22 protein-coding genes are annotated in these 23,716 nt (G+C 37.5%); 11 read left to right on the top strand and 11 right to left on the bottom strand.

Annotation, left to right across the window (positions count from 1 at the left end; all coding sequences use genetic code 11):
* Window positions 1-52 precede the first annotated feature (52 nt).
* Window positions 53-2,251: a histidine kinase gene (locus ACJJVU_RS00260; protein ID WP_405220968.1), complete on the top strand. Its 2,199-nt coding sequence runs from the start codon at window positions 53-55 to the stop codon at window positions 2,249-2,251.
* Window positions 2,252-2,254: 3 nt separating this feature from the next.
* Entirely contained in the window at window positions 2,255-2,989 is a 735-nt protein-coding gene (locus ACJJVU_RS00255) for a LytR/AlgR family response regulator transcription factor (protein ID WP_405220965.1), read from the top strand.
* Between the two features lie 9 nt (window positions 2,990-2,998).
* Here the strand turns inward: ACJJVU_RS00255 and murI are convergent, their stop codons facing one another.
* The 8 genes from murI to ACJJVU_RS00215 all read right to left on the bottom strand — a co-directional run bounded on the left by murI (window position 2,999) and on the right by ACJJVU_RS00215 (window position 11,222).
* A complete protein-coding gene (gene murI, locus ACJJVU_RS00250; protein ID WP_405220962.1) occupies window positions 2,999-3,805 on the bottom strand; it encodes a glutamate racemase in 807 nt (268 codons plus the stop codon).
* 80 nt (window positions 3,806-3,885) lie between these two features.
* Entirely contained in the window at window positions 3,886-4,398 is a 513-nt protein-coding gene (locus ACJJVU_RS00245) for an OmpH family outer membrane protein (protein ID WP_298322516.1), read from the bottom strand.
* Window positions 4,399-4,437: 39 nt separating this feature from the next.
* The gene (locus ACJJVU_RS00240; protein ID WP_405220959.1) at window positions 4,438-5,445 is read right to left on the bottom strand and encodes an OmpH family outer membrane protein; all 1,008 of its coding nucleotides are present in this window, start codon (window positions 5,443-5,445) and stop codon (window positions 4,438-4,440) included.
* A 37-nt stretch (window positions 5,446-5,482) separates the two neighbouring features.
* Window positions 5,483-8,164 (bottom strand): outer membrane protein assembly factor, encoded by a 2,682-nt coding sequence (locus tag ACJJVU_RS00235; protein ID WP_405220956.1) that lies wholly within the window; start codon window positions 8,162-8,164, stop codon window positions 5,483-5,485.
* On the bottom strand, window positions 8,097-8,837 hold the full coding sequence (locus ACJJVU_RS00230; RefSeq protein ID WP_108877766.1) for an isoprenyl transferase: 741 nt from the start codon (window positions 8,835-8,837) through the stop codon (window positions 8,097-8,099). Before ACJJVU_RS00230 ends, ACJJVU_RS00235 begins: the two co-directional genes overlap by 68 nt.
* A 7-nt stretch (window positions 8,838-8,844) precedes the next feature.
* A complete protein-coding gene (locus ACJJVU_RS00225) occupies window positions 8,845-9,519 on the bottom strand; it encodes a DUF6089 family protein (protein ID WP_405220953.1) in 675 nt (224 codons plus the stop codon).
* A gap of 155 nt (window positions 9,520-9,674) precedes the next feature.
* Window positions 9,675-10,559 (bottom strand): NAD kinase, encoded by an 885-nt coding sequence (locus ACJJVU_RS00220; protein WP_405220950.1) that lies wholly within the window; start codon window positions 10,557-10,559, stop codon window positions 9,675-9,677.
* A gap of 6 nt (window positions 10,560-10,565) precedes the next feature.
* A complete protein-coding gene (locus tag ACJJVU_RS00215) occupies window positions 10,566-11,222 on the bottom strand; it encodes a CBS domain-containing protein (RefSeq protein ID WP_108877769.1) in 657 nt (218 codons plus the stop codon).
* 78 nt (window positions 11,223-11,300) lie between these two features.
* Here ACJJVU_RS00215 and ACJJVU_RS00210 point away from each other — a divergent pair, with 78 nt between their 5' ends.
* The 8 genes from ACJJVU_RS00210 to clpX all read left to right on the top strand — a co-directional run bounded on the left by ACJJVU_RS00210 (window position 11,301) and on the right by clpX (window position 19,675).
* Window positions 11,301-12,014: a pyridoxine 5'-phosphate synthase gene (locus tag ACJJVU_RS00210; RefSeq protein ID WP_298322497.1), complete on the top strand. Its 714-nt coding sequence runs from the start codon at window positions 11,301-11,303 to the stop codon at window positions 12,012-12,014.
* A gap of 3 nt (window positions 12,015-12,017) precedes the next feature.
* Window positions 12,018-12,782 (top strand): alpha/beta fold hydrolase, encoded by a 765-nt coding sequence (locus tag ACJJVU_RS00205; protein ID WP_405220941.1) that lies wholly within the window; start codon window positions 12,018-12,020, stop codon window positions 12,780-12,782.
* Window positions 12,783-12,911: 129 nt separating this feature from the next.
* Entirely contained in the window at window positions 12,912-14,183 is a 1,272-nt protein-coding gene (locus tag ACJJVU_RS00200) for an outer membrane protein transport protein (protein ID WP_339845417.1), read from the top strand.
* A gap of 11 nt (window positions 14,184-14,194) precedes the next feature.
* The gene (locus ACJJVU_RS00195) at window positions 14,195-15,781 is read left to right on the top strand and encodes a G-D-S-L family lipolytic protein (RefSeq protein WP_405220938.1); all 1,587 of its coding nucleotides are present in this window, start codon (window positions 14,195-14,197) and stop codon (window positions 15,779-15,781) included.
* Between the two features lie 103 nt (window positions 15,782-15,884).
* Window positions 15,885-16,235, top strand: a complete 351-nt coding sequence (locus ACJJVU_RS00190) for a phage holin family protein (RefSeq protein WP_405220935.1) — start codon at window positions 15,885-15,887, stop codon at window positions 16,233-16,235.
* 71 nt (window positions 16,236-16,306) lie between these two features.
* Window positions 16,307-17,629, top strand: a complete 1,323-nt coding sequence (gene tig / locus ACJJVU_RS00185; RefSeq protein ID WP_298322484.1) for a trigger factor — start codon at window positions 16,307-16,309, stop codon at window positions 17,627-17,629.
* An 87-nt stretch (window positions 17,630-17,716) separates the two neighbouring features.
* A complete protein-coding gene (gene clpP, locus ACJJVU_RS00180; RefSeq protein ID WP_013750316.1) occupies window positions 17,717-18,391 on the top strand; it encodes an ATP-dependent Clp endopeptidase proteolytic subunit ClpP in 675 nt (224 codons plus the stop codon).
* Between the two features lie 51 nt (window positions 18,392-18,442).
* Window positions 18,443-19,675: an ATP-dependent Clp protease ATP-binding subunit ClpX gene (clpX, locus tag ACJJVU_RS00175; RefSeq protein ID WP_013750315.1), complete on the top strand. Its 1,233-nt coding sequence runs from the start codon at window positions 18,443-18,445 to the stop codon at window positions 19,673-19,675.
* Between the two features lie 196 nt (window positions 19,676-19,871).
* Here the strand turns inward: clpX and ACJJVU_RS00170 are convergent, their stop codons facing one another.
* The gene (locus ACJJVU_RS00170; RefSeq protein WP_405220929.1) at window positions 19,872-21,383 is read right to left on the bottom strand and encodes a GH3 auxin-responsive promoter family protein; all 1,512 of its coding nucleotides are present in this window, start codon (window positions 21,381-21,383) and stop codon (window positions 19,872-19,874) included.
* A 101-nt stretch (window positions 21,384-21,484) separates the two neighbouring features.
* Between ACJJVU_RS00170 and ACJJVU_RS00165 the strand changes: the two genes are divergently transcribed.
* Entirely contained in the window at window positions 21,485-22,282 is a 798-nt protein-coding gene (locus ACJJVU_RS00165) for a DUF2797 domain-containing protein (RefSeq protein ID WP_339845394.1), read from the top strand.
* Here the strand turns inward: ACJJVU_RS00165 and ACJJVU_RS00160 are convergent.
* Both ACJJVU_RS00160 and ACJJVU_RS00155 read right to left on the bottom strand, forming a co-directional pair.
* Entirely contained in the window at window positions 22,279-22,893 is a 615-nt protein-coding gene (locus ACJJVU_RS00160) for a LysE family translocator (RefSeq protein WP_405220926.1), read from the bottom strand. The two genes, ACJJVU_RS00165 and ACJJVU_RS00160, sit on opposite strands and share 4 nt — an antisense overlap.
* 51 nt (window positions 22,894-22,944) lie before the next feature.
* The gene (locus ACJJVU_RS00155; protein ID WP_405220923.1) at window positions 22,945-23,574 is read right to left on the bottom strand and encodes a LysE family transporter; all 630 of its coding nucleotides are present in this window, start codon (window positions 23,572-23,574) and stop codon (window positions 22,945-22,947) included.
* Window positions 23,575-23,716: the final 142 nt, after the last annotated feature.

The following is a 23,716-nucleotide window of genomic DNA, read 5'->3' as shown; positions in this document are numbered from 1 at the left end:
TGCATTTTTTACGATTTTAAGATGCTACTTTTTTAGAGTAAGTTTGACTACAATGAAAACAAGAAATCACATATTATTAATACTTATTCTTTTGCTGGGGACGTACACAGTTCTTGCGCAACAGGAACGCGAGGCGGTTAGTAGGAGCACTAATAGAGTTTTTATATTGAAGGGAAGTATACTTGATAATGAGTATATGAAACCTGTTGCCAAAGCAAATGTAGAGGTCACTGGTGGAGCTTACACCACTTCAGGGAGTGATGGTGAGTTTAGAATAGCTGCCAAAGTAGGTGATGAGCTTGTGATACGTAGTGAAGATTTTGAGACGGTCTTTTACACGATTAAAGATCAACAACGCATAAAATTAGAGGTGAGACCTATAGAAAAAATGGTTGAGTTTGATGAGGTTTTAGATGTTCAAGCTCCTCCTATTACTTTTAACTCACTTATTAATCAAGCAACGTTAGTTTACAAATCAAATGCCGCAGCTGGTGTTGATAATGTTGCAAAAGCACTTTCTGTCCCTACTATTACCACAAGTGAAAGAGCTAGAAGTTTCAAGTTACTGGGAGATATTTATAGACACTGGAAGCAGTACGATCTTGCGGTGACTAATTATAAGTTGAGTATTAAAAATGAGCCGAGTATTGCAGTAGAAATTGCGCTTGCTCAGGCATATTATGACAATAAGAATTATCAAGAGTCTATAAGGCTATACACGAAGCTTGCAGAGAAGAAACTTACTGCAACACAACAAATAACTGTAAAAGAGGGGCTAGGTGATGCTTATGTTGCAACTGGAGATTACGTAACTTCTATTACAAATTATGAAGAAGTGGAGAAAAAAGTCACCCAACTTCAAAAGCCATCAGACGCAGCAAGACTAAATACCAAAATAGGTGATGCTTATGATCAACAAGGAGCACCGCAAGCGGCTGCTCTAAATTACTCTAAGGCTGCCGAGTTATCTAATATCGAAAAAACAGAGTCTGCTGTAAGAGCAAAGACAAAAGTAGCAGATTATTATAGTAGGAATAAATCTTATGACGCAGAGATTGAACTACGTAAATCCGCAATAGAAGATATGAATCTTGTTGCACCAGATTCTATAGCTAATGATGATGTGATAACAGTACAAAAGCAAAACTATAAAATAGGATTTGCGCTAGCAGCACAGAATAAATATGAAGAGTCTATTCCTTTTTTAGAGAAGAGTATAGAAGAAGCACGTGATAAGGAAGACCTCATAGTCGAGAAAAATGCAAGACGTAGACTCTCTGAGGTATACCGCGATAAAGGTGATATCGATAAAGCCAAGGAAGCTTATGAGGCATATAAAAATATTGTAGACCTTAGTTATAGCCGCAAAGAGCAAGAAATCTCCCAAGCAACGCGCTTTGCAAAGGATATTACCGAAAAGCAGAATAGAATTATTAGTCTTGAAAAAGACAGACAACTTAATGAGAGTCGATATCAGCTTGCTTTCCAAGAACAAGAACTTGTAGAGGCTAGAGATACTAGGCAGAAAGTAATCATTGGATCTCTCATACTGGTTACGGCATTATTGCTGCTTACTGCATTCTCTATGTATAGAAGTAGTAAGAAGCAGCAATACGCAAATAACCTACTTGCTCTCAAAAGTTTGCGATCACAAATGAATCCGCATTTTATTTTTAATGCATTGAATTCGGTTAATAGCTTCATAGCAACTAATGATGAACGTACTGCCAATAAATATCTTTCAGATTTTTCTATTCTCATGAGAGCCGTGCTAGAGAATAGTGAGGAAGATTTTATACCTCTGTCTAGTGAGATAGACCTTATCAAGAGGTACACTATGCTAGAGCATTTTAGATTCAAAGATCGCTTTGATTATGAGATTGAGGTAGATGAAGCGCTAGATGTAAGCTCCTTTATGATTCCACCTATGTTATTGCAGCCTTATGTAGAAAACGCTGTGTGGCATGGAATGCGCTACAAAGAAGAGAAAGGTATGCTGCGCATTAGTTTTGATCAGAAAGATGAGAATACAGCAATAATAACAGTATCAGATGATGGGGTAGGACGTACTCGTAGTAAAGCATTAAAGACTGAGAATCAAAAGAAACAAAAATCTAAGGGAATGGGAAACATTAAAAAGCGAATTGCTATTCTCAATGAGATGTACGGTGATCGTATTGCTGTCGCGGTTTCTGATGTTTTTGATACTGGAGAAGGAACAAAGGTGACGCTCACGCTTAAAAAAGTATAATACATGAAACTCAAAACCATTATAGTAGAAGACGAAGAAACTAGTAGAGAGATCTTGCGTAACTATCTCACTAAGTACTGTCCTAAAGTTGACATCGTAGGTGAGGCAGCAAATGTTGATGAAGCGTTGGTACTCATAAGAAACCATGAGCTTGACTTGGTTTTTCTAGATGTAGAAATGCCTAAGGGCAACGCTTTTGATTTACTGGAGCAAGTAGGCGACCGTAGTTTTGAGACGGTTTTTGTGACAGCATATAATCAGTATGCCATGGATGCGCTTAACACACACGCATCTTACTATCTACTAAAGCCGGTTTCTATAGATGAGCTAATTAAAGCGGTAGATTATGTGAGCGAGGTAAAGATAAAAGAAAATGCTTTAGATAGTAAAGTGCTCACTGCACATACCATTGACAAGCAAGGTAAAATCACTATTCCAGTACAAGATGGTTTTGAAGTGCTATCTGCACAAGATATTTTATATTGCAAAGCAGATGATAACTACACAGAGATTTTTCTAAAAAATGACGAGAAGAAATTGGTAAGTAAAACACTTAAATTTTTTCAAGATGCGCTTACAGATTTTGGATTTGCACGTGTTCATAAATCATATTTAGTGAACGTAAACGAAATCACCGCCTACAAAAAGGGTAAAGGAGGAAGCGTCGTGTTGAGTAGTGGGAAAGAGGTAATGGTTTCTGCTAGTCAAAAAGCAAACTTACTGACCTATTTTCAATAATTAGGTAAGCTAAAAATCAAGTTTCTTGATAGTGATATCAAGTGGAGGGGTTACGCTTTCGCGAAAGCGTACTAATACTTTTTCTAAAATACGGGGATCCCCATTTGTAAATAATTGATGATTTCCAGTCGTTGCAGTATTGCAGGCTTTTATTTCAGTAAGAACAGACTTAGTCTGGCGAGCAACGGCTAATCCAGAATCTATGATAGTTACCTCTTGAGGTAATAACTCAGTTAGAAGTGGGATGAGGTATGGATAGTGACTACATCCTAAAACGAGATAATCTATTTCTTGGGCGATCATTGGGTCTACATATGACTTAAGAAGTTTTTTTAAAACCGTACTCTCAAGATCTCCCTTTTCTATAAGCGGTACAAGGCCTTCTCCTATCACTTCTATAACTTTAGTTCCCTTTGTCCACTTCTCTGAAGTATCTTGAAACAGGCTGCTGTTTAGCGTTCCCTTGGTCGCTAGAATACCAATGGTCTTATTTTTAGAATTGAGTGCTGCAGGCTTGATAGCTGGTTCAATACCTATGAATGGGATGTCATAAATTTTCCTGAGGTAATCAATGGCGTTTGTGGTTGCGGTATTACAAGCAACAACAATAATTTTTGCGCCTAGTTGTATAAGCTTTTCTGTGTTTTTTATAGATAACGCAATTATTTCCTCTTTTGATTTTGCACCGTAAGGAGCATGCTTACTATCGGCTAGGTATATGGTGTTTTCATATGGTAGGTGTGTGACTACCTCTTTCCAGATCGAAGTGCCGCCTATACCACTATCAAAAAGTCCAATGTTACCTTTATTTTGCATGTATCTAAAATAAAAAACTGCCCTCTAAAAAGGGCAGTTTTTAATATTTGTTTTCGCTTAAGCGAAAGAATATTTTAAAATTATATTCCTAAAGAAGCTTTTGCGTCTGGCATTAAATCATAACCATCTGCCATGATAACTCCTGCAGCTCCAGGTGTAGAATCAAGTACGAATTCAAAACCTTTTGCTCTAGCAACTTTTTGAATAGCTAATCTTGCTTTTTCGATAATAGGCTTGATCAATTCTTGTTCCTTAGTTTGAAGTGTCTGTAATGCAGTTTGCTGGTACTTTGCAATGTTAGTACGTGTTTCTTGAACTTCTTGCATACGTCTTCCGTTCTCCTCATCAGTTTGAGTTTCTGCCTCACGGTTATAACGCTCGTATGTTTTTTGAAGCTCTGCACCCATTGCAGATATTTCTGTGTCATATGATTTCTGTAGCTTTTCAAGCTCAGACATTGCGTTCTTATAGGTAGGCATAGCTTCTACAAGAGACTGTGAGTTAATGTGTGCAACTTTGCTTTGTGCTTGCATAGCGCTACTCATTCCTACGATAAGTGCAATTGCTGCTAATACTTTTGTAAACTGTTTCATTTTAATCTAATTTGAGTTAAGTGTAATAATTAATAAGGGTTATCTACCGTCTCCGTCATTTCCATTTTGTGCTGGAGGCGTAGTTTTCTTTTTCCTTGCTTCTAAAATTGAATCTCTTTTTGCCTTTCTTACAGCAATAATAGAATCTTTTTTTCTTTTTCTATCTGCAATTGCAGCTTCTTTGGCTGCTTTAGCATTTGCAGGATCCGTGCCTAATGTTGGCGTGCCTCTTCCGCTAGATGTTGTGGTTTTTGCTTCACGTACAGCTTGTATAGAATCTTTCTTACGCTGGCGTTCTTCAAGTAATAACCTTCTTCTTTCTTGAAAGGCCGCTTGACGTTCTGCTTTTTGCGTTTCTCTATCTTTATTACGGGCTTCAAGTGCTGCATCACGTTCGGCAGTCTTTGCGTCTATTGCTCGTTGTCTTTCTTGACTGGCTTTATCTTGCTCTACTGTTTTTGCCTCATCGATGTCAAAATCTCTCTCGTCCTTCTTACTATTGATTTGATTACGTTTTGCAGCTCTAGTAATACTTCTAAGGACTTGGTCACTTATATTAAGTCTGTCTGCCGTATACAGCATCATTAAGTCTGATGATTTATCAAAGACAAGGTCAAACTTCTTTGCTGCAGATATTTCTTGAACAGCGTTAAATACCTGGTCCTGTACAGGCTCAACAAGTTGTCTTCTCTGGATGGCTAAATCTCCACCTGGTCCAAAACGTTTTTGCTGGTATTCTAATATTTGATCTCTTTCAAAAGTGATTTCCTCATCACGTTCTTCTATAAGCTCTTTTGTGAGTAATGCTCTTTCATTATCCAGTTGCTTTTTCATTGCAGCAACCTCTTCAAGTTTAGTTTCGATCTCACCTTTCCATTTCCCTACCTTATTATCTAGCTGTGTAGATGCTTCTTGGTATTCAGGAACATTTTCAAGAATATAATCCATATCAATGTATCCTATACGCACACCACTAGCTCTTTGAGCTTCTAGTGAAGTAGATAACAACATTGTTGCGATTAGTAAGAGAAAAACATGTGTCTTCATAAGTTCAGAATTGCATTAGAAATAATCGTGCCAAAAATTAGAACTGCTGACCAATAATGAAGTGTGTCTCCCATCCATTTGCTCCTACAGTACCAGGAATTGGGTCGAATCCATATCCAAAATCCAATCCTAATAAACCAAAGGCTGGCATAAATATACGAATTCCTGCTCCAGCAGATCTATTCAATTGAAACGGGTTATAGTCTCTAAAATTGTCATAAGATGATCCAGCTTCTGCAAAAGTTAATGCATAAATAGTAGCTTGTGGATTAAACGAGATAGGGTAGCGAAGTTCTAGACTGAATTTATTGTAGATAGTCGCTCCATCATTTGCTTGATCCGTGCTAGAAAGCGCAGTTCCTCTATCAATAGGAGTTACCGCTTGGTTAGGGTAGCCTCTAAGTCGTACAATCTCTCTACCATCAAGTGAGAAGCCACCTAGACCATCTCCTCCTAAGAAGAAACGTTCAAATGGCGGTACGCCTCTGTCCTGATTATAAGCTCCAAGCCATCCAAATTCAATCCCAGTTTGTAGGACAAATTTACCAACTAGCGGAGTATACCACTTACCATCAAATTTCACCTTGTAGTATTCTAGCCAGTTAAAACGCTCTTGATCTATTTCTCCTACGGTTTTACCTGTACTGCTAACGCCATCAGCTAGTGCTTCGTCACGCTCTACAGCTAAGCCTTTATAATCCACACCGTTCCAGGCTGAGTAAGGAAGTGTAAGTTTTGCCGTAACGCTTATGTCTGATCCACCAGTAGGAAATATAAGTCCACCAAATACTTCTCTTCTACTTAAACCTACTGTATACGCTAAGTTTTCTGATGATCCATCACCAAAGGTAAATAGTCCTGTGTTGTAGTTTTGCAAATCAAAGTGCTGAAAACTGATAGCGTGTGACAAGCTAAAGTTGCGATCTGGCCATAAAAGGCGTTTTGAGAGTCCAACAGAACCACCTGTGATTAAAAACTTTCTATCCCTGTCTACACGATCGCTAGCATTACCACTGTTTACTCCGGTAAAGAGATATTGAATCGTATGTGAAAAAGATGTAGAAAATTGTACTGGTTGTTTCCCACCAAACCATGGGTCTGTAAGTGAAGCACTATACGTTTGGAAAAACTGACTTGCTTGCGCTCTCAAAGAGAATTTCTGACCATCTCCCATAGGAAGAGGTTTGTATGCGTCTTTATTGAATATGTTCTGGATAGAGAAGTTGTTGAAAGAAAGACCTAGCGTTCCTACAAAACCACCACCACCAAAACCTCCTTGAAGCTCTATCTGGCTGGCACCTTGCTCTACAACATTATATTCTAAGTCTACAGTACCTCCTACAGCATCAAAATTATCAAAATTAGGCGTTAGCTGTTGTGCATCAAAAAATCCTAGTTGACCAAGTTCTCTAATAGTTCCAACTACGGCAGCTTTACTATAACGTTGCCCAGGTTTTGTAAGTAATTCTCTATAGATTACCTTATCCTTAGTTTTGTCGTTACCTTTTACAGTTACTTTATTGAAATAAGCGAGTTTTCCTTCTGAAATACGAACTTCAAAATCAATAGTGTCGTTTTGAACACTTGTTTCTACTGCATTAATATTTGAGAAGAGGTAGCCACTATTTTGGTAAAGGTTTGCGATGTTGTCTGAATCTGGATCTGTGTCGTCTTGAATACGTTCTTTTAAGAGAACTCCATTATAGACATCTCCTTTAAAAAGGCCTAGTTGACGGCTTAATTGTTCATCTGTATACACAGAGTTTCCTATAAAATCAATATCACCTATGTAGTACCTATTACCTTCCTCTACGTTCATTTCTATCGTAATACTCTTCTCGTTATTCTTGATGATAGTATCAGAAACAATTCGTGCGTCACGGTATCCTTTTTCTTTGTACTTATTAATAAGTGAAACTTTATCTTCTTCGTAATCTGCTTTTATGAATTTAGATCGCTTCCATACGCGCCAGATTTTCTTTTCTTTAGTGCTTTTCATAGAGCCTAAGAGAGTTCCTTCTTTGAGCTTCTCACGTCCTATAATATTGATATCAGCTATTTTTACACGCTCCCCCTTATCAATATTTACAGTCATATTGACTTTGTTTGCACCTATACTATCTACGGTAGGAACAGTGTTGATAAAAACTTTTGAGTTGAGATATCCTTTCTTTTTGTAAGTATTCTCGATATAATTCTTGGCTGTTGTCTCTAGGTTTTCTGTAACCTTTGCGCCTTTATTAAGACCATTGTCTTTGATGAAGTTGGCTCCTTTTTTCTGTTTGATTCCTTTAAATCTAACTTCATTAAGTTCTGGAACTTCTTTGATGTCTAATTGTAAATCTACCTTGTCTCCATTAACTGCAGTAACATATAAGTTAATGTCTGAAAAGAGTTCTAGTCCCCATAGTTTTTTGATTACATCTGTAATCTTTTGCCCAGGTAGAAAGATACGTTCTCCCACTCGCAGTCCTGTAAATGCAATTACAGTGTTCTCATTATAAGTAGAAACCCCACTTACTTTGATGTCTGCAATTTCATATTTAACTTCGGGATCTAACGGTAATTGTCTTTGCGCTTGTGCAAAAGTGAAGCTCAAAAGGGCTAAAAAAATCATCCATTTGCTTGTCACTTTTGAAAAAGTAGATGCACTATTTAATTTGTTCACTTGTCTTTCCAAATCTTCGTTCTCTTTTCTGATAATTGTAAATAGCGTCATGTAAATGTTCCTTTCTAAAATCTGGCCACAGTATTTCTGTAAAATAAAACTCAGCATAGGCTATCTGCCACAACAAAAAATTACTAATTCGTTGCTCTCCACTTGTACGTATTAACAAATCTACATCCGGCATGTCATGGGTGTAAAGATGCTCATTTATACAAGATTCATCTATTTCAGCTGGCGAAATTAGGTTATTTTTAACTTTATCGCTTATTTCTTTGACAGTTTTTATTAGTTCTTCTCTGCTGCCATAACTCAATGCAAGTGTGAGTTTAAGCCTTTTATTGTTCTTTGTTTTTTCTATAACCTCATCAAGTTCTCTTTGCGCCTTTTTAGGTAAAGAGCTAGTGTTTCCAATGGTGTTAAGGGAAACATCATTGTCTTGTAAGGTTGAGATTTCCTTCTTTAAAGAAGATACAAGCAGGTTCATGAGAGTATCTACTTCTGCCTTAGGGCGATTCCAGTTTTCTGTAGAAAAAGCATAAAGGGTGAGGTAAGGCACGCCAAGTTCGGCTGCGGCTTCCACGGCTTCTCTTACTGCTTTTGATCCTTTCTTGTGACCTACAGCTCTAAGAAGGCCTTGTTTTTTTGCCCATCTACCATTACCATCCATAATAATGGCGATATGCTGGGGCAATTTTTCTTTATTAATCTGGGCAAGTACGTCCATTATATTCTTAAAATCCGCAGTAACAAGGTCTGCGGCCAAAGGTAAAACTCACGGTCAGTCCCGTAAATACATACCAATCATTATTATTTTTATTTCCTAAACTTAAAGCCTCTTCTCCTGCTGGATCGCTGCCATCTATATTATCTGTAAATGTATAACGAGCACCACCTTCTAAGGCTATGACCATTGCACTATTTACTGCTACTTTATATCCTAATACAATTGGAATCGCTACATCTAGTGCGTTTCCACTTGCTGTCACACCATCTATGTTTGATATGTTTTCTTGATTAAAAACAGTAAGACCAGTATATAAATACGGTGCGTTTGCATTACGATCTTTAAACATGTCAAATTCCCAAAACGTATACTCCAATCCTAATGAAATTTCCTGAAGACTATTAGTAAAGGATAATCCTCTACTTTGTCTTCTTGCCTCATGACTATCCTCGTCATTTCCTTCTAGCTCTGTAAATAGGGCTGTAAATCTAAAGGAATGTCTTGAACTTCTATTCCACTTCAAAATAGCTCCAAAAACAGGCTTGTTAGGAGAAAAGTAGCTAGTAGAGCCTATGTCACTTACAACATTAGATCCGCCTATAAACCCTCCTATTTCATAAGTCTGAGCTTGCGTTTCAGTATTCCAAAAAATGGCGATCAATAAAATCGTCAGGTACTTCATATGGTGTTAAAAGTTTGCAAATATAACAATTCTGTGTTGGTACTAGCAATTAGGGATTGCTAAGATGCTGTGGGTTAGTTTACGCTTTCGCGAAAGCGGACTCAAATACATGCTGGTAACCCTTACAGAAAACACATTAAATGCATAAATATTGTCTAGTTTCTTTTATCCTCTCCCCAAAGGAGCTTGCGACGAAGTGTTTTTAAAAAACTATCTCCTTCTAAACGTATGAGGCTTATTTGAAATGGTGCCTTTTGCAAAGTGATAATAGTCTCATTACCTAGGGTTGCTATGCGGGAATCCAGCGAAATCAAATGTTGCTCTTCTCTTCCTGAAACGCTAAGTTCTATCACTGTGTTATCAGGGATTACTAGTGGTCGTGCGTTTAAGTTATGCGGAGCTATAGGTGTGAGTATAAGGCTTGAGGTGTGCGGCGTGATTACCGGGCCACCGCAGCTAAGCGAGTATCCAGTGGAGCCTGTAGGAGTGGCAACAATAAGTCCATCTGCCCAGTAGTTTGTTAAGTCTTCACCATCGAGCTTAGTCTTCACCGAAATCATGGAAGTAGTATTTTTTCTACTCACAGCAATCTCGTTAAGAGCAAAGTTAAGCTCTCCTATTTCTTCTGAGGCTTTGCTAGTTGTAATCTGCAACAAGCTCCTTTTAGAGATGCTGTATTTTCCAGTTAATATTTTATCAATAGAGGATTCAATTTCATTTTTCTTAATGGTTGCAAGAAAACCTAGTCGCCCAGTATTTATTCCTACTATAGGGATGTTAAGATCTCTTACGTAGGTTACCGTCTTGAGGATGGTTCCATCGCCACCTATGCTCACAAAGAGGTCATAACTGTTGTCTAATTCTTTGAAGGTGGAGAAGTGATTATAGTCTTTTTCAATAGTGTCATTCTCATGTATGAGTTTGAGAAAATTCTTTTCTATAATGACTTCTATCTGTTTTTTGTCAAGAATATCAAGAAGCTGCTGAATGTATTGCCCCGCTTCTTTATGATAAAACTGACCGTAAATACCAATTTTCATAATTTATTAGATGTTAAGGTATTTTTCTAGGTATTGAGAGCGCTCTCTTAAGTCTGTAAGAAAGGTGTCTTCATGGTGACTAGACACCACATTATAGCTATATCTTCTAAAGGCTGCGAGAATATCATTAAAATTTGATCTGCCTATTTTTACTGAAATTTCGGCAACGTCATTTTCTATTCTAGAGATAAACATACCCCAGATTTTCCCATCATTAGACTCTACAATCTGGCTTATCTCACTAAAGGAGTAATCTTGGATTCCTTTTTCTATAATTACCACACTTCCTGGCTCACTTATAAAAGGAGTGCTGTTAAAGAAGCTCATTACGTCTTCTAGCTCGTAGTAGCCTAGATAAGTGTTTTTTTCATCTAGCACTGGCATCATATTGCAGCCGTGTCGTGCAAAAGTCTCGAGTACATCTAGCCAGTTTGTATCATAACGCACAAAAAACTGTTCATACCCATGGCTGTATTCGCTAATAGGAATACCTGCATCTAGGCAATGAGTGTCATTTTCAGGTAGTGATCCTACGTATACACCTTCCCTTTCTATAGGAACATGAGAGTAGGTAGTTTGACTAAAAATAGACTGTACTTCTCCTATATTCTGCTTTTCAGAAACTGGGGAAATATCATTTATAATGAAATCTGTTAACGTCATACTGCAAAATAATGAAAAAATAACCGCCTAGCAGCGGTCTCTTTGTATTTTTGTGATATCAAATAATACCATATTGCTATGACAAAATTAAGCGTAAACATAAATAAGGTTGCCACATTGCGTAACGCAAGAGGAGGTAATGTTCCAGATCTATTAAAAGTAGCGAGTGACCTAGAGAAAATGGGTGCTCAAGGAATAACTATTCATCCTCGACCAGATGAGCGTCATATAAGGTATCAAGATGCGAGAGATCTTGTAGATGTAGTTACTACAGAGTTTAATATAGAAGGAAATCCTATCCAGAAGTTTATAGACTTAGTTCTCGAGACTAAGCCTACGCAAGTTACCCTAGTTCCAGATGCTGTAGATGCTATTACAAGTAATGCTGGCTGGGATACTATAAAGCACAAAAGTTTCTTGCAAGAAGTAATTCAAGAGTTTAAAGATGCGGGAATACGCACCTCGATTTTTGTAGATCCAGTGCTAGAAATGGTAGAAGGAGCTAAAGAAACTGGCGCAGACCGCATCGAGCTGTATACAGAGTCGTATGCAGATGGTTATGTGCTTAATAAGGAAGAAGCGATAAAACCATTTATAGCTGCTGCATTTCACGCAAGTGATTTAGGAATTGGGATTAATGCTGGGCATGATTTGTCACTAGATAATATTGAATATTTTCATAATAGCATTCCAGACTTACTAGAGGTGTCTATAGGTCATGCGTTGATGGCGGAGTCTTTATATCTAGGTTTTGAAACAGTGGTGGCTTCTTATCTCAAAAAACTTCAATAGTTTATGTTGCATTCTAATATCATAGGAGAAGGTGAGCCGCTCATAATATTACACGGTTTTCTAGGAATGGGTGATAACTGGAAAACGCTTGCAAAGCAATTTGCAGGAGACGGTTTTCAAGTGCATCTTATAGATCAACGTAATCATGGTCGTAGTTTCCATAGTGATGCTTTTAGCTATAAGTTAATGGTAGAAGATCTCAAGTCTTATTGTGTAGAAAATGGACTAGAAGAATTCTATTTGCTTGGACACTCAATGGGAGGTAAGGTGGCTATGCTTTATGCTACCACCCATCCAGATATGGTAAAGAAATTGATCATAGCAGATATAGGTGTAAAAGAATATCCACAACATCACCAGATCATTCTTGAAGGATTAACTGCATTGTCAAACGACGCACAAGCAATGACAAGTCGTTCAGGAGCAGATGATTTTCTCTCAAAATATATTACAGATGACGGGACTAGAATGTTCTTGCTCAAGAATCTTTATTGGAAAGAAAAGGGTGTGCTAGGTTTTAGAATGAATCTCAAGGCGCTTATAGAAAACATAGAACAAATAGGGAAGGCGCTTCCGGAGGGATCTTCATACGAAGGAGAGGTGCTTTTTTTAAGGGGAGATAAGTCAAATTATATTCTTGATGAAGATGAAAAAGGTCTTTATAACGCTTTCGCGAAAGCAAAATTAAGCACTATTTCAAATGCTGGACATTGGCTTCACGCAGAAAATCCTAAAGATTTTTATAAAGAAGTGATAATTTTTTTATAACATTGTTTCAGCAAATTTACTATGTATGCATAGTAAATTGATAATAAATCTATAAATCCCTTGTAAATACTGTATTTTTGAGGGTAGATTTTTAAGAATAACACATTTCCCTTAACCTTAAATTAAATTATGAAAAAAGTATTAAGTGTCGTTGTGCTACTACTCGTTTGTGCTGTAACGTATGCCGGTGGATACCGAGTAAGTTTACAAGGACAACGCGGTCTAGCGATGGGTCACACTGGTGTGGCAATGGTTAATAATGCAGAGATTGCATTTTTTAACCCAGGAGGTTTAGTTCACCTAGAAGGAAAATTAAATATAGCCGTAGGAGGTTTTGGTGTATTCTCTGATGTAAAGTTCCAGAACGCTGAGTTTGGACAGACTTCACAAACAGAGAGTCCTACAGGAACGCCTTTGTATCTATATGCAAGTTATAACGTGAGTGAAAAACTAGCAGTAGGTCTAGCTGTATATACTCCTTATGGAAGTACTGTAGAGTACCCAACAGACTGGTCTGGATCACATCTTGTTAATAGTATTGATCTGTCAGCTATTTTTGTACAGCCTTTAGTTTCTGTAAAATTACTTGAAGATTTAAGTATTGGAGGAGGACCTATCCTAGCTATTGGTGGGGTTAACTTTAATCGTAATTTATCTCGTAACCTTACAGATATTGATGGTAATCGTTCTAATGTTGAGCTTGACTCGCAAGGACTAACTGCTTTTGGTTTTTCTGTAGGAGCTTTAATTACTCCTAATGATCAGTGGTCTTTTGGAGTTAACTACAGGTCTAGAATCGATATTGATGTAGAGCAAGGAGATGGTGATGCCGTATTCTCAAACGTACCTAACTCTCCACTTGCTCCTATTACTAACGGAACTTTTGACTTCACTGCAACTTTACCATTACCAGCTGAGTGGACAGTAGGAGTTTCTTACAAGCCATCAGATAAGTGGACACTTAACTTTGATTGGAATTATGCAGAGTGGGATGCTTATGAAGCATTAGATATTATGTTCCTTAATACAGATGGTTCTCTTGCACTAGAGTCTATTAACCCTCGTAATTATAAGAACGCTTCAAGTTACCGTCTAGGTGCTCAGTTTGATGTGAGTTCAAAATTCGTTCTTCGTGGAGGTGTTTACTTTGATGAGTCTCCAGTACAAGATGGTTTCTTTGCTCCAGAAACTCCACGTAACGATTCTTACGGATTTACAGGAGGATTTACTTATAATGTAACAGATAAGTTAGCGATTGACGCTTCTTTCCTTTACTTGACATTTAAGGAAATTGATGCTTCTTACGATTCTTATGTAGAAGGTGGAGAGCGTGTTCCTTTTGGAGGAACTTACAAATCAAGTGCGTTTGCACCAGGTTTAGGTCTTAGTTATAAATTATAAAAATAGCATTGATGAAAAAATATTTCAATTATATAGCACTTCCGGCACTTGCACTTGGGCTCGTTGCATGTGAGCCAGAATTTGACAACGATATAACAGAGAATCAGGATTTTTACACTAGTGGTAGTGCTGATTTCTCAAGCTACGTTTCTGTAGGAAACTCTCTTACTGCAGGTTTTGCAGATGGAGCTTTGTACATCACAGGTCAAGAAAACTCTTATCCTAACATTATGGCGCAGCAGTTTGCGCTTGCAGGAGGAGGTGGTTTCTCTCAACCACTAGTAAGCGATAACCTTGGTGGACTTACTTTAGGAGGTATGCAAATTACAGAAAATCGTTTTGTACTTGCTACAGATGCAGAAGGTAACCCAGGACCTGCACGTCTTGCAGGGACTCCTACTACAGAGGTTTCAAATATTGTTGCTGGACCATTTAATAACGTAGGTGTGCCAGGAGCAAAAAGTTTTCACCTTGTAGCGCCGGGTTATGGTAATGTTGCTGGAGTAGCTACAGGTCAAGCAAACCCTTATTTTGCTCGTTTTGCTAGTACAGCAAATACGACAGTTATGGCAGAAGCAGTTGCTGCAAATCCTACTTTTTTCTCTTTATGGATAGGTAACAACGACATCTTAGGTTTTGCAACATCAGGTGGAGCAGGAGCAGATCAAGCAGGAAATTTAGATCCATCTACTTATGGACCTAATGACATCACAGATCCTAACGTATTTGCAAGTGTATACTCTCAAGAGGTTGCGGCACTTACAAGCACGGGGGCACAAGGTGCATTGATAAACATTCCAGATGTAACTTCTATTCCTTTCTTTACAACGGTTCCTTCTCAAGCAATACCGCTAGATGAGGAAACGGCAGCAACACTTAACGCTAGTTTTGCAGCTTATAACACACAAGTATTGCCAGGACTTGCTTCTTTTGGGGTAATTACAGCAGAAGAAGCTGCTGCTCGCCAAATTAACTTTAGTGCAGGAGCAAACTTTATCACTATTCAAGATGAAGCTTTAACTGATATTTCAACTATTGTTCAAGGAGCGCCTTTTAACTTAGATCCTATTACAGCTGCATTATTATCTCAGTTGCGTCAAACTACAAATGATGATTTAATTCCACTTACAACTGCTGGAGTTTTAGGAACAATAGATGAGGCTTATGTAGGATTCTTAGTTTCTCAAGGTCTTCCTGTTGAACAAGCTGGTTTACTAGCTATTAACGGTGTGTCTAGACCATTACAAGATCAGTTTGTACTTACTACGCAAGAGCAAGCATTAGTAACTGCAGCACAAACTCAATATAATGCAACTATCCAGGCACTAGCAAGTGCCAACGGACTTGCTTATGTAGATGCTAGAACTGCGCTACAAAATGTAGCAAACGGTGGTGTTGCTTTTAGTGGTGGTATTCTCTCTTCACAATTTGTGACAGGAGGTGCATTCTCACTAGATGGAGTACATCCATCACCTAGAGGTTATGCTTTTACTGCAAACGCTGTTATCAGTGCCATTAATAATACATATGGATCAACGATTCCAGGTGTAGATATAGGTGACTATGCTACGGTAACAATAAGCAATGATGTAAACTAGAATACGTTTACTAATAATATGTAAAAAGCGCCTTTTTAAAGGGCGCTTTTTTTATGTGTAAATTTGCGCTTTCGCGAAAGCGTAACCCTTAAAACTCAATCTTATGAAATCTATAATCAAAATTTTACTAACAGCCGTTGCGGTAGTAGTGCTTTCGAAGCTGCTTCCAGGTGTTGCTGTAGATGGTTTTGTGACGGCGATTATTGTCGCTATAATACTAGCATTGCTTAAATTTATCGTGAGACCTATACTAGTCATACTTACATTGCCAGTGACGATTTTGACCTTTGGATTGTTCCTTTTTATCATCAATGCTTTCATAATCTTGATAGCAGATTACTTTATAGGAGGCTTTTCGGTGAGGGGTATTTGGGTGGCATTACTCTTTAGTATCTTGCTTAGTATTTTTCAAAGTATATTGTTTTCACTTATTAAAGACGACAGCAAGAGCTAGTTAAGCACATCTTAAAAGATTGTTGTACTCGTAAAAATATTGTATTTTTGCGCCCTCAAAATTACATCATAATGAATATTACAAAAGAGCAAATAGACGACCTGAACGCAGTAGTAAAGGTAGAAATCGTTAAAGAAGATTATAACGAGAAAGTAGAGTCTATCCTTAAGAACTACCGTAAAACGGCAAATATTCCTGGTTTTAGAAAAGGTCATGTCCCTATGGGAATGATTAAAAAGCAGTATGGAACAGCAGTGAGAGTTGATGAGGTAAATAAAATACTTCAAGAGGCTTTAGGTAAGTTTTTGCAGGAGGAAAAGCTAGATGTGTTAGGTAATCCACTTCCTAAAAATCAAGAAGGTTTTGATTGGGATGCAGACGACTATAATTTTGAATTTGAATTAGGAATGGCTCCTAAGTTTGATGTAAATCTTACTCCTAAGAAAGCCGTTACAAGTTATAAAATCAAAGTAGATGACAAGATGGTAGATAGCCAGGTCACTACCATAAGAAAGCAATACGGTACGCTAGTTTCTCAAACTGAAGTAGCAAAGGATAGTGAAATCACTGGTACTTTTGTAAACGAAGAAGCGGGAATTGATAACCAAGCGACTTTTGAAATAGAGCAAGTAAAAGGAAAGAAGAATGTAGATGCATTAGTAGGAGCAAAGCCTGGTGATGTAATTACGTTAAAAACTAAAAGTTTATTTTCTGAGCCAGGAACTTACCAGGCGGCTTTAAAGATCTCTGAAGATCAAGCTAAAGAAATGAACGCAGAAGTTACCTTTACACTAGCCGAAACAAATAAGCGTGAGCAAGCAGACCTTGATCAAGAGCTTTTTGATAAGTTATTTGGTAAGGATGTTGTAAAAAGTACAACAGAGCTTAAAGAGAAGATTAAGGAAGATGGTGAGCGCCAGTTTGTACAACAGAGCGATCAACAACTTATGAATGACGTTACTGAGCGTCTTATAGATGAAACTAAGTTTGACCTTCCTTCAGACTTTCTTGCTAGATGGATAAAATCTAGTGGTGAGAAGCCTATGACAGATGAGGAGGCAAAAGAAGAGTTTACTCGTTCTGAAAAAGGTCTAAGATGGCAGCTTATAGAAGGGAAAGTAGTCACAGATAATAAACTTCAAGTAACTTTTGAAGAATTAAAAGACTATGCAAAAGATATGATCAAAGGGCAAATGATGCAGTATGGTCAAATGAACCCTGAAGATAAAGAACTTGAAGATATCGCAGCACGTATACTTGGTAATCAAGAAGAAGTAAAGCGCTTATCTGAGCAGTTTATGAATGTAAAAATGCTTGCATTTTTCAAAGAAAATGTAAAACTTAAGGAGAAGGAAGTAACCTTTGACGAATTTGTTAAGGAAGTTTACAATTAGAATACTTCCTATATAATAAGTATCTTTAAAGCGTTTTACTTGTATTAGTAAAACGCTTTTTTTTAAAATATATATTGCTATAAAAATATGGATTACGGAAAAGAATTTAAAGATTTTGCAATCAAAGATCAGGGTGTAAACTCTAATTATTACGATAAAATTATTACGAGTATGTTGCCACAAGGCCTTACTCCTAATATCATTGAAGAGCGCCAGATGAACATAGCTATCTTTGATGTATTCTCTCGTTTAATGATGGATCGCATCATTTTCTTGGGAACAGGAATTAATGATCAGGTTGCAAATATTGTACAGGCACAGTTACTATTTTTAGAAAGTACAGATGCAAATAAGGATATTCAGATTTACATCAACTCTCCAGGAGGAAGTGTGTATGCTGGTCTAGGTATTTATGATACAATGCAGTTTATCAAGCCAGACGTTGCTACCATCTGTACAGGTATGGCAGCATCTATGGGGGCTGTATTACTTTGTGCAGGAGCAAAAGGTAAGCGTAGTGGTTTACCACATAGCCGTGTGATGATTCACCAGCCTATGGGTGGAGCACAAGGTCAAGCATCAGATATCGAGATTACTGCAAAGGAAATCTTGACACTTAAAAAGGAACTTTACGATATTATCGCAAAGCATTCTGGTCAGGATTACGATAAGGTATATAACGATAGCGATCGTGATTACTGGATGAAGGCAGATAAAGCGCTTGAGTATGGTATGATAGATGAAATATTGAAGAGAGACTAATGAGGTTTATGCTTTCGCGAAAGCGTATAATATCTCAAAACAGTAAATAAAATGGCAAAGGAAGATTTAGAATGTTCATTTTGTGGTAGAAAAAAACCAGAGACTAGCTTACTAATTGCTGGGCTTGACGCGCACATCTGTGATAGATGTATCGAGCAAGCACATGGTATTGTGATAGAAGAGTCTAAGGATGTTGCTACAAATGATCTTGAAGGAGAGCTTAAGTTAAGAAAGCCACAAGAAATTAAAGAGTTTCTTGATGGGTACGTTATAGGTCAAGAATTTACAAAAAGAGTAATGTCTGTAGCGGTATACAACCACTACAAGCGATTATTACAGCCTGCGACAGATGATGATATAGAGATCCAGAAGAGTAACATCGTGATGGTGGGACAAACAGGAACTGGTAAAACACTTATAGCAAAGACAATTGCTCGTATGCTTAATGTGCCTCTTGCTATTGTAGATGCTACAGTGCTTACAGAAGCAGGTTATGTAGGTGAGGATGTTGAAAGTATTTTGACACGTCTTCTACAAGCAGCCGACTATAATCTTGAAAAAGCACAGAGAGGAATCGTTTTTATAGATGAGATAGATAAGATCGCGCGTAAAAGTGATAATCCATCTATTACTCGTGATGTGAGTGGAGAAGGTGTGCAACAAGCGTTATTAAAACTATTAGAAGGTACCGTAGTAAACGTGCCGCCTAAGGGAGGACGTAAGCACCCAGATCAAAAGTTTATCGAGGTAGATACAGAAAATATCTTATTTATCGCTGGAGGAGCATTTGATGGTATTGAACGCCACATTTCTAAGCGTTTAAATATGCAAGCAATGGGGTTTGTGGCTAGTAAAAGTGAAGATGTAGTAGAGAAGGATAATATGCTTAAATATATTATTCCTAAGGATCTTAAAGATTTTGGTCTTATCCCAGAAATCATAGGTCGTCTGCCAGTATTGACACACATGGATCCACTAGATGCTGGAACATTGAGAGCTATCCTTACAGAGCCTAAAAATGCTATTATAAAGCAATATAAGAAGCTTTTTAGCATGGATGATATAGAGCTTACCATTACAGATGAAGCTTTGGATTATATGGTAGGTAAAGCTATTGAGTACAAACTTGGTGCAAGAGGATTGCGTAGTTTGTGTGAGGCCATCCTTACAGATGCTATGTTCGATCTTCCTAGTTCTGACGAGAAATCGCTGAATGTAACTAAGACGTACGCAGAGGGTAAATTGAATAAATCTACGCTCAAAAAATTGAAAGCAGCTTCATAATAATGAGGTTATATAAATAGAATAAAAAGGTACTCTTATGAGTGCCTTTTTTTATGGTTTTGAGTTAGCGTTTTAGGTTTTAAAAGGAGAATGTATTGTGGTGAGTACGCTTTCGCGAAAGCGTAAAAAACAATTAATTTTGCTTAGCGGTCGTATTTTTTAATATGAAACCTACTTAAAAATGCAGATTGCAATGCTATGCAAGCTCAAGTAGTGCTTCTACAAAATCCCTTTTGTTTGATAATCTAGGTACTTTGTGCTGGCCGCCAAGCTTATTATTTTTTCTAAGCCAGTCATAAAATAGATTTTCTCTAGCACTATGAATCGTGGGCGCGTTTAAGGTAGTGTTATTAAAACGCTTTGCTTGATAATCACTGTTTACTTCTTGAAGTGCAAGATCTAGTTTGTGATTAAATAGTGCGATATCCTCAGGTGGATTCTTAAATTCTATAATCCACTCGTGAGCACCCTTTTCCTTTCCTTCCATGAATATAGGTGCGGCGGTATAGTCTTTTATTTCGGAGCCTGTCTCTCTAGTCGCTTTTTTAAGCGCTTCTTCTGCATTCTCAATGATAAGCTCTTCTCCAAAAACGTTGATGTGATGTTTTGTTCTCCCCGTAACTTTAATTCTATACGGGCTAGTGCTTGTAAATCTTACGGTGTCACCTATTTTATATCTCCATAAACCAGCGTTTGTAGTGATAATAATCGCATAATTTACTCCTACTTCTACCTCTGTAAGTGGTATTACGTTTTGCCTAGGAGTTCCATAGGTCGTCATGGGTATAAATTCATAGAAAATACCATAGTCAAGCATGAGTAGTAACTCCTTAGAGTCGTTCTGACCTTGTATAGCAAAGAAGCCTTCTGAGGCATTGTAGATCTCGTAATACTTAAAAGAATGAGACGGAATCAATTTTTGATATTGCTCCATGTAAGGATCAAAACTAACGCCTCCATGAAAGTAAACCTCAAGGTTAGGCCACACTTCAAGTAAATTTGATGCACCAGTAGTTTCAAGAACATTATTTAATAAAACTAGCATCCAAGAAGGAACTCCAGAGAGGCTAGTTACATCTTGCTGGATAGTCTCGTCTACAATGGCTTGCATCTTGGTTTCCCAATCACTTAGAAGTGAAACGCCATTAGTAGGCGTACTGCTGAACTCTGCCCAAAAAGGCATGTTATCAATCAGTATAGCCGATAAATCACCATAAACAGTTCCATTATCTTGATACAACTGCTTGCTGCCGCCTAGTCTTAGTCCTTTGCCAGAAAATAGCTGTGAGCCTTCGTTATTATTGAGATACATGCACAATAAATCCTTACTAGCTGCATAGTGGCATTTTTCAAGTGATTCTGGACTTACGGGAATGTACTTGCTACGAGCATTTGTTGTACCGCTACTTTGCGCAAACCATTTGATAGGTGTAGGCCACATTATGTTTGTCTCACCTTTGCGGCTACGCTCTATATATTTTTGATTTTCCTCATAAGAAGTCACTGGAATGCGGTCTGCAAACTCACGATATGACTTTATAGATTTAAAGTCATAAGCTCTACCTATCTCGGTGTCTTTTGCTTTCTCTATGAGTTTAGTGCGCAATTCTTCTTGAACCTCAGAGGGGTACTTCATAAAAAGTTCCATCTGGTGAATGCGTTTTTTTAAGAACCAAGAAGCAATGGAATGCACTAAAGGGATAGCCATAAAGTTGGTATATTTACACGTATATAACGGGATAGATTATTGCTTTCGCGAAAGCTAATTTAACCTTATTTCCCCACATTTTGTAATCAAAGTTTTCTTAAATGCAATACCAAGGTGTCCTTAGAAAAATGCAAACGGAGCACACAGATCCTATAAATTACTATTTAGTAATGGATGGTGACTTCATACAAATGAATCAACTCTTAGGAAAAAGGTTGCATATAGAATTTGTAAGATACGAATGCCTCGCTTGTGGAGAAAATAAAAAGATTTTCCGTCAGGGGTATTGCTATGATGATTTTTATAAAGTTCCACAAGCTGCCGATTGGATTATGAAACCTGAGCTTTCTAAAGCGCATCTAGGTGAAGAAGAGAGGGATCTAGAGTATGAGAAGAAGGTACAATTACAGCCGCATATTGTTTACCTAGCAAACTCAAGCAATGTAAAAGTTGGAGTAACTCGTAAGACACAAGTGCCTACAAGGTGGATAGATCAAGGTGCTCATGAAGCAGTAGAGATTGTTGAGGTGCCTAATAGATACCTGGCTGGTATAACAGAACTAGCGCTTAAAGAGCATGTCTCAGATAAAACAAACTGGCGCAAGATGCTTAAGAATGATATAGAAGATGTAAGTCTAGCAGAATATCGCGATGAACTTAAAAAATATATACCAGAAGAAGCACAGCAGTATTTTATACCTAGCAACGAAGAAACTCACATTCACTTTCCAGTAGATAGGTATCCAGAAAAGTTAAAAACACTCAATCTTGATAAAACTCCTGCTTATGAAGGTGTACTAAAAGGAATTAAAGGGCAGTATCTCATTTTTGAAGATGACACTGTATTTAATGTGCGCAGTTGGGAAGGATATGTGGTACGTCTAGAAGTACTTTCTTAAATAACAGTCAGCTTGATAACTTGTATACAAGCTAATATTATGAGGGTTATACCTATGTAACGATTAATGTTACTTCCTGAAGAAGATTTCTTTTTTTGAATATGAGTGCCAAATCTACTGTAGCCATAGAGTGTTGCAACCTTTCCAATAAATACACCACTAAGGAATAAACCAAGCCATAATGCAGAGATAGATGCAGCGCTTGATAACCACTTGCCTAATAGAGAAAATACTAAAATCCAATAGATAAGTACAGGCGGGTTGATGACACTAAGTGTGAATCCTAGGAGGTATTTAGATGATTTTTTTTGTTTGGACTCAGTATTTTCTTTTTTGTTAAGTGTAAAGTAAAGCCCTACAGTTGCAAGAACTGCTGCAACTAAATATTGTACCCAAAGATTCATTTCAAAAAAATCTTGTACAACCATTCCAGAGGAAAATGCTATAAAGGCAAGTAATACCTCGCCTAGTCCAGCACCATAACTTATTTTTAGAGACTCACGATGTGATTCATTTAGGGAAGTTTTAATTACAGCGAGATTTGATGCGCCAGGAGGAAGTGCTCCCAGAATGGTAGCGATAGTGCCAATAAGTAAAGCTATAAGAATCATAAACACTTAGTAGTGCGCTTTTATAAAAGCTTACTCATTATTACTGAAATATTATGCAATAAGGAGTTTGATAGCTTGTATCATACCAGCAACTATAAGAACTACGCCTATAATTTTATTAAGCGTTCCTTTGAACTTTGAAAAATTTGAAGTCATATACTCGCTAGCTTTTCCATACAAATAAAGCAGTCCAAATTTACCGGCAAAAACTCCAACTAAAAAGCATAGGATGAGTAGCCATGGAGAATTTTTATCTAAAACAACATATCTGGAGCTTATAGAAAATATAGCAGTCCAGTAAATAAACATCGGGATATTAAGTCCTCCTAGTAAGAGACCATTAATGAAACGCTTAGGTCTGCTTGATGATTCACTATCGTTTTCTGTTGTTTTTTTTATGAGAAAATAGATCCCTACAGCTATCATGATAACTATAAAAGTGATCTGTATCCACTCATGTTTTTCAAATATTCGCTTTGCAAGAACTCCAAAAGCAAGAGCAAGTCCAGCTATTATCACCTCTCCTAGCGCAGCTCCATAGGCTAGGTGAAGTCCTTTGGTGAGGCTTTTGTCACTTGTGTATTTTACAACAGCAAGATTCGTCGCGCTAGGTGGTAACGTGGCGATTATGGCTCCTATAAGTCCTATAGAAAGGGTGAGTATATATGCGATAATGATCATAGCAGTTGGCAAAGCTACGTTATAATCATATGTATAGACAAGAGTTTATCATATCCTTAGGATTTACGAAATTTACCTCCCAAAATGTTGGTTTAAAGAGAACAATCATTTAAATGCATAAGACTGTAGATTAACGCTATCT

This window comes from Dokdonia sp. Asnod1-B02, assembly GCF_045063955.1.
In the GTDB taxonomy this organism is placed as follows: domain Bacteria; phylum Bacteroidota; class Bacteroidia; order Flavobacteriales; family Flavobacteriaceae; genus Dokdonia.
The sequence above is the reverse complement of the archived record's forward strand: the minus strand, read 5'-3'. Positions and strand labels throughout refer to the sequence as shown.

Coding starts and splice junctions, on each gene's coding strand:
- ACJJVU_RS00260 (WP_405220968.1), top strand. CDS start 53: ATGAAAACAAGAAATCACATATTATTAATACTTATTCTTTTGCTGGGG.
- ACJJVU_RS00255 (WP_405220965.1), top strand. CDS start 2,255: ATGAAACTCAAAACCATTATAGTAGAAGACGAAGAAACTAGTAGAGAG.
- murI (WP_405220962.1), bottom strand. CDS start 3,805: ATGCAAAATAAAGGTAACATTGGACTTTTTGATAGTGGTATAGGCGGC.
- ACJJVU_RS00245 (WP_298322516.1), bottom strand. CDS start 4,398: ATGAAACAGTTTACAAAAGTATTAGCAGCAATTGCACTTATCGTAGGA.
- ACJJVU_RS00240 (WP_405220959.1), bottom strand. CDS start 5,445: ATGAAGACACATGTTTTTCTCTTACTAATCGCAACAATGTTGTTATCT.
- ACJJVU_RS00235 (WP_405220956.1), bottom strand. CDS start 8,164: ATGACGCTATTTACAATTATCAGAAAAGAGAACGAAGATTTGGAAAGA.
- ACJJVU_RS00230 (WP_108877766.1), bottom strand. CDS start 8,837: ATGGACGTACTTGCCCAGATTAATAAAGAAAAATTGCCCCAGCATATC.
- ACJJVU_RS00225 (WP_405220953.1), bottom strand. CDS start 9,519: ATGAAGTACCTGACGATTTTATTGATCGCCATTTTTTGGAATACTGAA.
- ACJJVU_RS00220 (WP_405220950.1), bottom strand. CDS start 10,559: ATGAAAATTGGTATTTACGGTCAGTTTTATCATAAAGAAGCGGGGCAA.
- ACJJVU_RS00215 (WP_108877769.1), bottom strand. CDS start 11,222: ATGACGTTAACAGATTTCATTATAAATGATATTTCCCCAGTTTCTGAA.
- ACJJVU_RS00210 (WP_298322497.1), top strand. CDS start 11,301: ATGACAAAATTAAGCGTAAACATAAATAAGGTTGCCACATTGCGTAAC.
- ACJJVU_RS00205 (WP_405220941.1), top strand. CDS start 12,018: ATGTTGCATTCTAATATCATAGGAGAAGGTGAGCCGCTCATAATATTA.
- ACJJVU_RS00200 (WP_339845417.1), top strand. CDS start 12,912: ATGAAAAAAGTATTAAGTGTCGTTGTGCTACTACTCGTTTGTGCTGTA.
- ACJJVU_RS00195 (WP_405220938.1), top strand. CDS start 14,195: ATGAAAAAATATTTCAATTATATAGCACTTCCGGCACTTGCACTTGGG.
- ACJJVU_RS00190 (WP_405220935.1), top strand. CDS start 15,885: ATGAAATCTATAATCAAAATTTTACTAACAGCCGTTGCGGTAGTAGTG.
- tig (WP_298322484.1), top strand. CDS start 16,307: ATGAATATTACAAAAGAGCAAATAGACGACCTGAACGCAGTAGTAAAG.
- clpP (WP_013750316.1), top strand. CDS start 17,717: ATGGATTACGGAAAAGAATTTAAAGATTTTGCAATCAAAGATCAGGGT.
- clpX (WP_013750315.1), top strand. CDS start 18,443: ATGGCAAAGGAAGATTTAGAATGTTCATTTTGTGGTAGAAAAAAACCA.
- ACJJVU_RS00170 (WP_405220929.1), bottom strand. CDS start 21,383: ATGGCTATCCCTTTAGTGCATTCCATTGCTTCTTGGTTCTTAAAAAAA.
- ACJJVU_RS00165 (WP_339845394.1), top strand. CDS start 21,485: ATGCAATACCAAGGTGTCCTTAGAAAAATGCAAACGGAGCACACAGAT.
- ACJJVU_RS00160 (WP_405220926.1), bottom strand. CDS start 22,893: ATGATTCTTATAGCTTTACTTATTGGCACTATCGCTACCATTCTGGGA.
- ACJJVU_RS00155 (WP_405220923.1), bottom strand. CDS start 23,574: ATGATCATTATCGCATATATACTCACCCTTTCTATAGGACTTATAGGA.